A 12424-nucleotide genomic window follows, 5' to 3' on the forward strand; every position below is an offset into this window, starting at 1 on the left:
TCACGATTATTTTAAAAGTCGGAACAGGAGTGGAAGAGCAGCAGGCAGCGCCCATCGAGGTTCTTAATATCGAGCGGATCGTGCTTGACGATGACGGCTTCCAGGTGACTGTTCTCAACTCAGGTCCCAAGGAGTTGACCATTGCCCAGGTTGTCGTCGACGACGCATTCTGGAATGCTGAATTCACGCCGGGTCGTGCCTGTCGGCCTTGGTCTGTTGTGGTTCCCCTTTATGCGCCGGTTCTCAACAAAGGGAATCCAGGCAGTTATGGCTTTTACAGTGGGGTTGCTGTTCTTCCTTATCGTGGATACGATTCAGGAGGGGCTGGAGCTTGGGGTCGAGGCACCGGGAGTATTTCAAGGAACCGGACTTGTCTGGTTCGGAGCGCTGCTCAGCTTCTTGTTCCTGGTGGCAGTCGATCAGTCGGGCAAACGTAAAACAAATCTCGGCGCGGAGGATGGGGGCAAACAGGTCGCCTATAAAATAGCCGGAGGGATCGGCCTTCATAACTTTGGCGAAGGGCTGGCGATCGGCGCTTCCTTCGCAGCAGGAGAGTCGGCGCTTGGAACGTTTCTTGTCATCGGATTTACGCTTCACAACATAACCGAGGGAATAGGGATTGCAGCGCCCCTGCTGAAAGCCCGGCCAACCTGGAAGACGTTTGTGAGTTTAGCCTGCATCGCCGGCGCGCCAGCCATTCTCGGGACGTGGACCGGCGGGTTCGTCTTCAATGATACGCTGGCTGCGCTGTTCTTCGGCATAGGCGCAGGGGCCATTGCGCAGGTCATCTACGTCATCGGCAAAATGATCGTTCGGGATGCCAAGCGCTTCGAAATGCCGTCTGTCAGCTGGCTGAATTTCGGAGGTCTGGCACTCGGCATTCTGCTGATGTATGCAACGGCGCTGATGGTGAATTTTTAATCGGTGATATGAAATGGAGGTCATGATATGCCTTTTGGTATTGGCGTTACGGGATTTCTGCTGATTATCGTAGTCGGAATCCTGCTGTTCGGACCCAAAAAACTGCCGCAGCTCGGCAGAGCGATCGGCTCCACCTTCTCCGAGTTCCGCAAAGGGACAAAAGAATTAATGGACGATATAGAAGAGAAGAAAGAAGAGAAGAAAGAAAAGTCCGATTGATTGCATGTAAGCTCCCGCTATGGATTCAGATCCAATTCAAGTCCGCCTAAATGGCGGGCTTATTTGTTTTGTGCTGCGTCTTGGCAATATGGTACGATAATAAGTATATTAACTCTATAAAAGAAATGAGGAATTATAAAATGAAAGCATGGCAAAAGCAAGGCATCGGTTTGGAAAATCTTAAGCTGGTGGATATCGGCACCCCTAAGCCGGGCCCAAAACAGCTGCTGGTGCGGGTGAAAGCCGTATCGCTCAACTTCAGAGATAAAGCCATTATCGACGGTATTTATTTGCCGGATATGATGAGCAAGAAATTTGTGCCCGTGTCCGACGCGGCCGGGGTTATTGAGGAGATCGGCTCGGAGGTGACGCGGTTTCAGGCAGGCGACCGGGTCATATCCCATCTGTACACCAAATGGATCGAAGGGGCTCCGAACGATAATGATGCCCCCTATGCGATTGGCGGACCGAATGATGGCGGTCTCGCGGAATATATGATTTTGGAAGAGGACGCCGCCGTATTTACGCCTTCCAACCTGACAGACGAAGAAGCGTCGACGCTGCCGATTGCCGCGCTCACCGCCTGGTTTTCTTTGGTGGAGTACGGCAATTTGCAGGCGGACGAAACCGTGCTGATACAAGGCACTGGCGGCGTATCGATTTTTGGCGTGCAAATCGCCGCGGCTTTGGGTGCGCGGGTTATTGCCACCACCAGCAGCGATGCGAAGGGGGAGCGGGTAAAAGCTTTGGGCGCATCAGATATTATCAACTATGTGACGACGCCGGATTGGGAAAAGGAAGTGCTGAAGCTAACGGATGGCAAAGGCGCTCAGCATATCCTCGAGGTCGTGGGCGGCGACAGCATCAATCGTTCGATCGACGCTCTTACTCCGCAGGGATATATCTATATCATCGGATTTCTGAAAAGCATGATGGCCGAGGTCAACCTGTTCTCGCTGCTGTCCAAGCAGGCCAAGGTGCAGGGCATTCTGGTCGGACATCGTCAAGCGCTGGAGAAGATGAATCTGGCATTCGATGAGTACAAAATCAAGCCGGTGATTGACACCGTTTATCCATTTGAGCAAGCGATTGAGGCTTACAAGCATTTGAGCAGCGGAGCTTTCGGTAAAATCGTCATCCGCATTTCCTGATCGCTTTGCCATTTATGCCTTCTAAGACAAGCTAAAACAATAGGATCAAAAAAGGGGTCAGCAGGACCCCTTTTTTGCGTTGGAGCGGTTGTCCTGAATAAAGCAGCCCGTGAATCCTAGTAAAATTGGGACAGCGCCTTCTCCAGCCGCTGCGACACCTGCTGCAGCTTGACGGACTGTGACGACAAGCTTTCGCTCACAACGCTCTGACCCGTACTGGCAGATGCGACCTGCTCCGTTGCTGCTGATGATTGTTCGGCTACCGCGCTTACATTACCCACAGTTTCTGTTAATTGAGACTGGGTCAGATCCAGGGATTCAATGTAAGAGGTTACCTTGTGGAGCTGCTGGGACAGCTCCCCGATCAGCGTTCGAACCTCCAGAAATCTGCGGGCGGCCTCTTTCACTGAATCGACCTGCTCGGTGAACAGGGGGTAGATGTCCGCGAACAGTCTGACCGTTTGAAGTATTTCCTGTTCGATCCCGTCTGTCGTTTCGTTCGCCTGCTCAATAAATCGCTTTGAGCTCTCCGCAAGCTTACCCACTTCGCCCGCTACAACCCGAAATGCGTTTCCTGAAGCTCCGGCACGGGATGCCTCGATTGACGCATTAAGGGCCAATATCGTGGTTTGACTCGTGATCTGATTCAGAAATGTGAGAATGCTGCGAATAGTGAGGGTGCTTTTTTCCAGTTGAGTCACTTTGTCAGCCATAATGCGGATTTTATTCTCCGAGATATCTGTATTTGCCATCAAGGCGATCATGAAGGAGGAGCCTTGCTCGCTTTTTGCCGACACATCCGAAGCGGCTGCTTCCATCTGTGTTTTGGATTCCAGAAGAAGCGTCATCTGCTTCTGAAGATTTTGGGCCAGATTGCTGCCGAACTCCGCTTCGGAGGCAAGGTTAACTGAACCGGCGGCTATCTCTCCCGTCAGTACCGCAATTTCATTAGCGGAATGGGATGTTCTGTCCGCCACCTCCACAAGAGAAGCGGAGGAATCGAATACTTCCTGTGCGGAGACTTTCATTTCTCCTACGAGGCCGCCGATTTGGGACATCATATCGTTGAAGCTTTGGGCAAGCTGACCGATTTCATCACGGGAGCGAATCGTGGAGTGCACGCTTAAGTTGCCTTTCTTCCCTTCAATCATCAGATCGCGAAGCTTGGCGAGAGGCGCCGCGATAAGCCTGACGGCCATCCAGCTCATTCCGACTGCAAGAAGAGCGGCCAATCCCGCAATCCCCCAGGTTAACCAGGCAATCTGATCGGCTCCTTTCATCAATTCCTTATAGGGAACGGTTCCGATTAAACGCCAGTTGTTCAGCTTGATCAATCCGGAATAGGTGACCAGCTTCCGGCCATCTTCTGTATGAAACGTTACTCCTGTTTGATTATTGCCGGTTCCGATATCGGATGGTTGTCCAATTAACTGGTCAGCGGGAGAGTACACATAATGATTGTCCGCATCCACAATCATCATTTTGCCGCCGCTGCCAATCGAAACCGATTCAAACCACTTTATGATGTCGCTGAGCCTGAGCTCGATCAGCAGGATGAAGGTGTCCTTCTTGCTCGCCGAGCTTTGCAGCAGAATAGCGACGCCAATCGTATGTCCTGCTTGCGAGGAATTTGATATATTTTCGGGTACGCTTGGGGTAACGGGAATCCACACCGGATTTCCTTTTGCCTCAATGACAGATTGGTACCAGGGCTGCTCCTTGATGTGATCCAGCAGGATAGAGGAGGTACCGATGATCGGAGAGGAGGTTGCTGCCAGATTGCCGGTAATCGTATCGTTGACGGGTATCAGGTAGCTGTCCGTAATGGCTGTATTGTTCATGGCATAGGTTTGCAGGCGTTCAATAAGCGAGGTGAAGACCTGGAACACGGCATAGGAGCTTTGCCGGTCCTTAAGAAGGACATCCATCTGCTGCTGAACGACCTGATCGATGGCCAGCTGCTGGGCCAATGCCTCGAATTGGCCAAGGACGACATTCAGTTTATCGGAGGTTTGTTCAAGGGTCTGTTGTCCGGCGGAGTATACCTGGGATTCAATGATCCCTTTGGAAATATCATAAGCCACGAGTCCTACAGACAGAACGCTTATAATTATGCCGGAGAACAGAAAAAGGAACAGCTTGGCGCCAACCGATCTGAATACGTTATATTGCAATTGGGATTGCATAGAGCGAACAGCCTCACTTTCATCTGCTTATGTAGTTCCTATTTCCTAGATTAACGCCGAATTATATGAGAGGTGTTAAATATTTTGGTTGTTTGTGTAAAAAGAAATCTAATTTTATAGATATAATTATAGATAATATCTATATTCAGGACTTTGGATAGCTCCGGAATGCTCACGGAATCCCTCATATAGAAGGGTAGAAATATTGCAATTTCATAGGATAAGATGATAGGGAGAGAATCGGGTTATGTAAAAAACCGCAAAATATCAGATTCGGCCAAGCTGCCGGTTAATTGGCAAGCAGGCACATTAGAAGGAGGCCGTTATGAATCAATCCGATGTCACAGCTACCGGTTCCCAAATGCAAATCCCTTTCATCGCCACAGGCTCTTATCCTTTACGGAATGGCAATATGATCCGACCGCTTGTGGACAGCGGACCTGCCTTCCGGCGGATTTGCGAGGCGGTTGAAGCCGCGCGGCACAGTGTATGGCTTACGGTCACCTTTATGGCACCGGACTTCCAGATGCCGGATGGCCGCGGCAGCCTGTTCGACGTACTGGATCGTGCGGCGGCACGGGGGCTGGATGTTCGCGTCATTTTCTGGCGCCCTAATCCGGAGAGCAGCGGGTACGGGCAAGCGTTCTGGGGATCTCAAGCTGAACGCGAAGGGCTTGGTGCGCGTGGTTCGCGTTTTCGCATCCGCTGGGATCGTGCTCACGGGTACTACTGCCAGCATCAAAAAAGCTGGCTGATTGATGCCGGCCAACCTGACGAGACGGCATTTGTCGGCGGGATTAATCCCACTTTCAGGTCCGTTGAACCCGGCCATGCAGGGGAGGGTCAGCGTCATGACGTCTATGTCGAAGTGGCGGGACCATCCGCGACCGATGTGCATCACAATTTTGTCCAGCGATGGAATGAAGCCAGCGAGCGTGCGGAAGAAGATGGTGTATGGGGCCACAGCGGCGACGAGAAGATGCCCTTCCCGACGAGCGTATCCAATTCGCGGGGCGGCAGTTTGCTGCAAATCCAGCGGAATGTGCATGCAGGCCGCTACAGCGATGGCTGCCCGACCCCCGGAGGCAGTCTCTACGATATAGCCAGCGGCGAGCGGACCATTTTCGACCAGTACGTTCAGGCCATTAACGCCGCTCGCCGCACGATTTACATCGAGAATCAAGCTATCCCGGTACCGGAAATAGCCGCGAGGCTGGAAGAGGCTCTGAAGCGGGGCGTAGATATCGTTCTGCTTGTTCCGGCCGAGCCGGAGGAACATGTGCGCAAATACCGCCAGCGTCCCGACAGCGAAAGCTTCTTCGAGCAGATCGCTGCACTGGGCCGATACGAGAATTTCGCGCTTGCCGGGATTGCCGGACCCAATGGGCGTGGCGGCCGCAGCAGCATCTACGTACATGCCAAAATCATGCTGGTCGACGATGAATGGGCGACAATCGGATCCTGCAATCTTCACTCGAATTCACTATTCGGCCATACGGAGATGAATGCTTCATTCCATGATCCGCACGTGGTGCGCGAGCTTCGCTGCCAGCTTCTGTCCGAGCATCTGGGTCAGGATACCGGGCAATTGGACGACCGCGCCGCGCTTCGGCGTTATCGGGATATTGCTCACGCAAACCGCCTCGGAAGAGATCGCGGGGATTTCAATTGGCAGGGTCTTGCATTCAGCATGGATCCGGCGGCCTACGGACAATAGCAGTATTGCCGCTGCTGCGCTTACAGTTGCCCTTTATCGTAAAGATAATTTATCTCGTTATTTTGGAAGCAGAGGAAATGAAGGAGGGCTGGCTGTGCATGCTCCAACAACGTATTCAGAGGTCAATCAAGTGATCGGACAACTCCTGTCTGAAATGCAGCGCGTCTTAGGCAGTAAGCTCGTCGGTTTGTATTTGTACGGCTCTCTGGTCAGCGGGGATTTTGATGCCGAGATTAGCGATATTGATTTGCTGGCCGTTATTTCCACAGGGCTCGAGAATGCTGAAGCGGACAAAGTAAGCCGGATGCATCAGGACTTTGCCCGCAGCCACGGCCGCTGGGATGACCGGATTGAGGTCGCTTACCTTAGTTTAGCCGCGCTGCAAACCTTCCGCACCCGCTCCAGCATGATTGGCATCATCAGTCCGGGTGAGCCTTTTCACCTCAAAGAGGCTGGAGCGGCATGGCTTGTAAACTGGTACCTGGTGCGTGAATATGGGCGTGTCATCATCGGACCTCCGGCAGAAGCCATCATCGGACCGGTTTCCAGGGAAGAATTTCTGTCCAACATCTACATGAACGCAATGGCTTGGCGGAGCAGGATCATGGATCTGGAGTCCCGCCGCGGGGCACAAGTCTATGCAATCATGACCATGTGCCGCTCCTGCTATACGCTGCAGACAGGAGAGCACGCTTCCAAGAAACAGGCGGCGTTATGGGCGCAGGAGGAATGGCCGCAGTGGAAACCGTTTGTCGAGCAAGCTCTTGTATGGCGGGAATCCCCTGAGGCGGAAGAGGGGGCAGCACTGCTGCAAACACGGGAATTCGTAGAATTTGCGGTCGATCAATGCAGGCTGCTGTTTGACGGGGAAGGGAATCTCTAGGCCATTGGATTGACGGGGACGGACATGTCCAATCTGTTGTTGTCCGGGGGACTGCTGCTGCCTTCGCCCGCTTGATGCATCGTAAGCTTACCAGTGCGCGGGATGTGTGAGCAGCGGCGGCAGCTTGGTATTAGGGTCGCCCTTCGCCGCATTAAGCTGGGCCTGGGTGAGAAAGATACTCCCGGTGAGGTTGGCTCCCCTCAGGTCAGCGTCCCGGAAGTCAGCGCCGATCAGGTCGGCAGCCCTCAGGTCAGCTTCTCGTAGATCAGCGGCAATCAGGTAGGCGCCGCGCAGGTTGGCTGCTCTGAGATCGGCTCCTCTAAGCTTCGCCCCAATCAGGTCGGCGCCCCGTCCATAGGCCTTCTGGCGTTTTGGCGGGTTCTTCTGCTGGCGGCGGGCTTCTGTGCGCACCAGCTCGCTGGTCTGCAGGAGCAGAGCATTCACGTCTGCCCGGTGTGCCGCCACATTCAGCTCCAGAAGCGAGTCGGGACTAAGATGCGTGAGGCGTTCGGTCTCGCCGAGCGCGGAGCTGAGTTCGCCGCGGATCGAGCGGGCCGGCTGCAGCGTCAGCGCTTCGGTCAGATACCAGAGCAGCTCATGGAGATGCCGCATAATCGGCAGCACTTCGAACATTTGCTGCGCGGATTCCGGTGCTTGCCGCCAGTCACGTCCGCGGTAGGTGACTTGGGAAACCTTTTGCCCCGCGCCGAAGCAGTCATAAACCGTACAGCCGCGAAAGCCCAGCTGCCTGAGGTTCTTGTGAACGCCGCAGCGGAAGTCGCTTTGCAGATTCGGGCAGGGCTGCCCGGCGTCTTTGTCTATCGCAAAATCTACGGAAGCTGCGAAGGGCAGCGCCGCGCAGCATAAGCCAAAGCAGTTCTCGCAGTCCGCTTGCAGATGAAGACGGTTACCGCCTTGCAGCGGTCCTGGATATTCAAGGTTCTCTGACAAGATACGGACTCCTTCGTTTCATAATTTTTTCTCAATTCTTTTATACTAGTACTGAATATTTTTCCCGTCAATGCTTGTACCCCGGGAGATTCCGGCAGAAGCAGTGCTTGATGGACAAGCATTCCGGGCGGCGGCATAAATCTGTTATAATAAGTGGCGGGGAAAGTCCCCGCATAACTTGACAGGAGAGTAACCTTTATGATTATCCAATTCATTCGTTACCGGTAATGTGAGGTGCAGATCAGTGAATCTCAGCCATTTTTAAGGAAAATGGTTTGGGTTTGTTTGACTGTACCTTTTTTCATTCACCGACTACGAATGAACGGGGTGCTTTTTTGTGTCCAAAAACAGTATACATGCAGGTCTTATTTCAGCCTGTGAAGGCATTTTCAGATGCCCGATTTGTTACAATCCGATGAGAATGGTTCAATCCAGGAGCTTGATATGCGCCAAACAGCATTGTTTTGATCTATCGAAGCAGGGATATATAAATTTGGCTCTCCAGGGCTACAAAACAAAATACAATAAGCGCCTGTTTGAATCCAGAAGGACGATTTGCAGAAGCGGCTTTTTCGAGCCATTGAATGAACGGATAAGCAGCAGGATCGGAGCCGTGCTCAATACGGCAAACAAAGAGGTTCGTGTATTGGACGCCGGATGCGGAGAAGGCTCTCATCTGCACAGCATTCAGGGGAAGCTGGCACGAAATATCCCAGTTGATCTATTGGGCGTAGGCATGGATCTTTCCAAAGAGGGAATCTCCAGCGCTTCGAGAGAATATCCGGATCTGATCTGGTGCGTAGCGGATATCGCGAAATGTCCATTTGCCAATGAACAATTCAATTTTATCCTGAACCTCTTGTCGCCATCCAATTACGCCGAATTTAAGAGAATGCTGTCGGACGACGGATTTGTCATCAAGGTAATCCCGGAACGGGAATATCTTCAAGAATTGAGAGACTTCTTGTCCCATAAGCCGGAGAAACAGTCGTATTCAAACAACAGCACGATTGAGCGTTTCAGGGAGCATTTTGCGCGTATGGACATGGAGCGGGTCCGGTATCGGTTCCCCCTGGATCATACTCTTATTGAGCCGCTGCTCCATATGACCCCGCTGTCATGGGGAACTGCCGCGGAACGATTGAAGCAAATTCCTGAAATGAATATGACTGAGATCACGATTGACTTGACCATCCTGATTGGAAAGAAATAGTTCCGGAGGGCTTGATGAATTCTATTTTGGAAGGGGATCATTATTCATCAATCGGCTTATCTCAAGACAGTCCGCACGTTCGCTCTTGCACTGCCTGGAGTGGAGGAGGGTTCAGCCTACGGGACTCCGGCATTCCGGGTGCGTGGAAAATTGCTTGCCCGGCTGCTTGAAGACGGGGAAACGCTGGTTCTGAGAACGGACTTTGAAGCCAGGGATATTCTGATGCAGGTAAATCCAGATGTTTTTCACATTACGGATCATTACCGCAGCTATCCATACGTTCTTGTTAACCTTCCGGTTGTCGGGCCGGCGGAGCTGCAAGAGCTTCTCGAACAGGCATGGAGGAGCTGTGCGCCGAAAAAACTTCAGGACGGATACAGATCTGACGACTGGAACCGGGAAATTCCATGAACATCCTGATGGACTGCAATCCTTAAACCTGTGTGGTCTTCCGGACAGCAAACGCGTATAATTGATTATTATTTTCATGAGGGTGGGGGAGCTATGGGCAGTACCGACTTTCATCATAATTTCAATCATTTCTTCGACGGATTTGAATTGTACAGGCAGACGGATAACCGGACGGAGCGGATGAAGCTCCATCCGCAGATGGGAGAGGGCTCCGTTCATCGCTTGGTGCCGCGCAACGACCTGGGGGTGGCTATCGCGGAGTTCAGGCTGAACCGCAATCATACCGTGGATCTTCATACGGAAACAGCAATGGTGGAGTTGAGCTACTGCCTGCAGGGGGCCAGAGAAATCCGGGTCTCCGGCGCGGAGTTTGAGGTAGCCCCCGGCAGCTACACTCTGCAGTTTGTCAATCCTGCGAAGGCCAGCATGCATTTTGGCGGGGATCAAGCATTTCAAATGTTAAGCATCGGGATCCCTGTTTCAACCTTTCATCACTTTATGGAAGAGGCTGGCGGTGTGCGGTCATTCGAATTTGACCGGATCATCGGGGATAAGCCGTACCGTATGTTCCAGCAGACCATAGATCCGGCGACGATTATCCTACTGAGGCATATGCTGCAAGCCGCCAGAGGTCAGGCAGTACGCAATATTGAGCTGGAGTGCAGAATGCTTGAGCTGATGTCTTCGGCGTTCAGCTCTTTCTTACTGGACGGCAAACCGCCTTCAACCAAACTGTCCAAGACCGACAGGTCAAAGATTGAACATGCCCGGGAGATCATTCTGGAGCGGATGGCGGAGCCTCCCTCGCTGATGGAGCTGTCGCGGCTGATCGGCCTGAATGATTATAAATTAAAAACCGGTTTCAAAGAAATGTACGGCAGAACGGTGTTCGGTTACCTGCGGGATCAACGACTGGAGAAAGCGTACCGGCTGCTCCGCAGTGGCAGCACCAGCGTGATTGAGGTGTCTTGCGAGGTGGGGTATTCGAATCCCAGCTATTTTGCGGAAGCATTTCGGGAAAAATATGGCGTCAACCCCGGCGAATTCGTTCGGCGTTCATAAACCGCTTTTCTCCAACCACTCTTCGGAGTGGTTTTTTTTCGTATGGGCTGCGGATAATCCCGCTAACCAGCACCGGGCTCCGTCCAGCGGTAGAGGCTTGATTGGGAGGACTGGTACGCTTGAAAGCATACTAAGTGGATTGGAGAGATGAACAATGACGAACCAACAGGAGCAGAAATTGCAAAATGAGCTGGAAGCCATGGCCAGACATGGCATCGAGGTTCTTCCGAAGGAGGTCGTGGAGGCTTTCGAGCAATCGGTCCGGGAGCTCAGGGAATCGGGCATCGCCAAGGGCTTGGCGGTGGGGTCGGTGGCCCCTGACTTCACCTTGGGCAATCAGACAGGCATCGGCGTCACCTTATCTGATGAAATCGCGAAGGGTCCTGTTATTCTTACCTTTTACCGTGGAGAATGGTGCCCGTTCTGCAATCTGGAGCTCAGGGCATACCAGCGAATCATGGACAGCATTCGTGAAGCCGGCGCCCGGCTGCTGGCGGTCAGTCCGCAAACTCCGGATCATTCGTTAAGCACGCAGGAAAAGAACGAATTAAGCTTTCACATATTGAGTGATTTGCGCAATCAGGTGGCAGAGAAGTACCAGCTTAAATTCAAGCTTGCGGAGGAGCTGCGCGGCATTTATCGGTCACTCGGGTTTTCTCCGGATGCCTTTAACGGAGACGATTCCTGGGAGCTTCCCGTTCCCGCAACCTACTTGATCGACCAACAGGGCATAATCCGCATGGCGAGCGTAAACCCGGATTACCGGTCGCGGATGGAGCCTCGTGAGGTATTGGACCTTCTGCGCTCCTTATAGGAGAGGGGAATCGCCAACGGATCAGCGCGACCGCCATGAATTGTGCTGAATCGGATTTTCCTTTATACTGGTATCAACTTCAGGAGATGGGGGTTGGTATGGATGGCAATTAGAGATTGCCGGATTGGCTCCACTCATGCAAAGCCTGTTACAGGGCGATACTTTGCTTGAGGCGCGATAACGAATAACAACATCGCCCAAACCAGCATATATCGTTTCTAATAATGGGCTTTGCTACCTTATTTTCAATCCCTATAAAATAAGGAGTTGAGCATCAATGCGTGTACCATTTATTAGAAACCATCAATATAACGTGATCAAGAAGCAAGCCGGACTGCTGAAGCAGGCTCTGCGAACCGTTTCTGATCTGAAAGTGCTGGAATCGGTACGGGACAGTACAGAAGCCAAAATATTCGGGCTGTTTCCCGACCTGACCGACACCCAGAGACAGCTGCTGGAGAAATTCCCGACACTAGCAACAGCGGAGGATTTTCAGAATTTTCTGGGTTCATTGGAACCGTATATAGTAGAATTTCCGCAAATTACGAACAAGCAGATTCAGAAGCTGTTTCCCAAGAACAAGAAATTAAAGCTTCCTGATTTGTCGCTGATTGATTTCCGGTATTTGACCTATCTGAGCTGGACGGACATTTCGACGGATAAATTGTTCATTGTTTATCATGCAGATGGACAATTCATTGGTGTCGAAGGCAGATTCACGCCCACCAATAAGAAGAGTTACTGCTTCTTATGCAACAATTATGAAGAACTTGCCTTTTATTCAGTCAAAACAAGACCGGCGAAATCATCTCCGGATTATTACAAGGCGTTCGGCAATTATTTGTGCCTGAACAATCATCACTGCAATACCAGCATTACGGATGTTGCATTTCTGG

Annotated in this window: 12 protein-coding genes; 10 read left to right on the forward strand and 2 right to left on the reverse strand. The window is 52.0% G+C overall.

Features of this window, described 5'->3' with window-relative positions; all coding sequences use genetic code 11:
• The first annotated feature begins 141 nt into the window (after positions 1-141).
• The 3 genes from ACFOLF_RS35175 to ACFOLF_RS35185 all read left to right on the forward strand — a co-directional run bounded on the left by ACFOLF_RS35175 (position 142) and on the right by ACFOLF_RS35185 (position 2291).
• Positions 142-921, forward strand: coding sequence for a ZIP family metal transporter (locus ACFOLF_RS35175; RefSeq protein ID WP_379113245.1), 780 nt, complete (start codon positions 142-144; stop codon positions 919-921).
• A gap of 27 nt (positions 922-948) precedes the next feature.
• Positions 949-1140, forward strand: a complete 192-nt coding sequence (locus tag ACFOLF_RS35180; protein WP_210045999.1) for a twin-arginine translocase TatA/TatE family subunit — start codon at positions 949-951, stop codon at positions 1138-1140.
• A 140-nt stretch (positions 1141-1280) separates the two neighbouring features.
• Positions 1281-2291 (forward strand): zinc-dependent alcohol dehydrogenase family protein, encoded by a 1011-nt coding sequence (locus ACFOLF_RS35185; RefSeq protein ID WP_210045998.1) that lies wholly within the window; start codon positions 1281-1283, stop codon positions 2289-2291.
• A 116-nt stretch (positions 2292-2407) separates the two neighbouring features.
• On the opposite strand, the gene ACFOLF_RS35190 is transcribed toward ACFOLF_RS35185, so the two are convergent.
• Entirely contained in the window at positions 2408-4477 is a 2070-nt protein-coding gene (locus ACFOLF_RS35190) for a methyl-accepting chemotaxis protein (protein ID WP_210045997.1), read from the reverse strand.
• Between the two features lie 325 nt (positions 4478-4802).
• Here ACFOLF_RS35190 and ACFOLF_RS35195 point away from each other — a divergent pair, with 325 nt between their 5' ends.
• Positions 4803-6194, forward strand: coding sequence for a phospholipase D-like domain-containing protein (locus ACFOLF_RS35195; protein ID WP_210045996.1), 1392 nt, complete (start codon positions 4803-4805; stop codon positions 6192-6194).
• 94 nt (positions 6195-6288) lie between these two features.
• Positions 6289-7077 (forward strand): aminoglycoside adenylyltransferase domain-containing protein, encoded by a 789-nt coding sequence (locus ACFOLF_RS35200; protein ID WP_210045995.1) that lies wholly within the window; start codon positions 6289-6291, stop codon positions 7075-7077.
• Positions 7078-7164: 87 nt separating this feature from the next.
• On the opposite strand, the gene ACFOLF_RS35205 is transcribed toward ACFOLF_RS35200, so the two are convergent.
• On the reverse strand, positions 7165-8028 hold the full coding sequence (locus ACFOLF_RS35205) for a pentapeptide repeat-containing protein (RefSeq protein WP_210045994.1): 864 nt from the start codon (positions 8026-8028) through the stop codon (positions 7165-7167).
• A gap of 337 nt (positions 8029-8365) precedes the next feature.
• On the opposite strand from ACFOLF_RS35205, the gene ACFOLF_RS35210 reads away from it, so the two are divergent.
• From ACFOLF_RS35210 to ACFOLF_RS35230, 5 genes are all read left to right on the forward strand, one after another.
• On the forward strand, positions 8366-9241 hold the full coding sequence (locus ACFOLF_RS35210; RefSeq protein ID WP_379113243.1) for a putative RNA methyltransferase: 876 nt from the start codon (positions 8366-8368) through the stop codon (positions 9239-9241).
• A 90-nt stretch (positions 9242-9331) separates the two neighbouring features.
• Entirely contained in the window at positions 9332-9652 is a 321-nt protein-coding gene (locus ACFOLF_RS35215; RefSeq protein ID WP_379219651.1) for an MmcQ/YjbR family DNA-binding protein, read from the forward strand.
• Between the two features lie 93 nt (positions 9653-9745).
• A complete protein-coding gene (locus ACFOLF_RS35220; RefSeq protein ID WP_210045992.1) occupies positions 9746-10714 on the forward strand; it encodes a helix-turn-helix domain-containing protein in 969 nt (322 codons plus the stop codon).
• A gap of 154 nt (positions 10715-10868) precedes the next feature.
• Entirely contained in the window at positions 10869-11528 is a 660-nt protein-coding gene (locus tag ACFOLF_RS35225; RefSeq protein ID WP_210045991.1) for a peroxiredoxin-like family protein, read from the forward strand.
• A 277-nt stretch (positions 11529-11805) separates the two neighbouring features.
• Positions 11806-12424, forward strand: a 619-nt coding sequence (locus ACFOLF_RS35230; protein WP_379219598.1) for a FusB/FusC family EF-G-binding protein, incomplete at its 3' end; no start/stop codon positions are given.

It is taken from the genome of Paenibacillus sepulcri (assembly GCF_042647105.1).
Taxonomy (GTDB): Bacteria; Bacillota; Bacilli; order Paenibacillales; family Paenibacillaceae; genus Paenibacillus_Z; species Paenibacillus_Z sepulcri.

Excerpts from the sequence above, each read along its gene's own strand:
- ACFOLF_RS35180 (WP_210045999.1), top strand. The coding sequence starts at position 949 with ATGCCTTTTGGTATTGGCGTTACGGGATTTCTGCTGATTATCGTAGTC.
- ACFOLF_RS35185 (WP_210045998.1), top strand. The coding sequence starts at position 1,281 with ATGAAAGCATGGCAAAAGCAAGGCATCGGTTTGGAAAATCTTAAGCTG.
- ACFOLF_RS35190 (WP_210045997.1), bottom strand. The coding sequence starts at position 4,477 with ATGCAATCCCAATTGCAATATAACGTATTCAGATCGGTTGGCGCCAAG.
- ACFOLF_RS35195 (WP_210045996.1), top strand. The coding sequence starts at position 4,803 with ATGAATCAATCCGATGTCACAGCTACCGGTTCCCAAATGCAAATCCCT.
- ACFOLF_RS35220 (WP_210045992.1), top strand. The coding sequence starts at position 9,746 with ATGGGCAGTACCGACTTTCATCATAATTTCAATCATTTCTTCGACGGA.
- ACFOLF_RS35225 (WP_210045991.1), top strand. The coding sequence starts at position 10,869 with ATGACGAACCAACAGGAGCAGAAATTGCAAAATGAGCTGGAAGCCATG.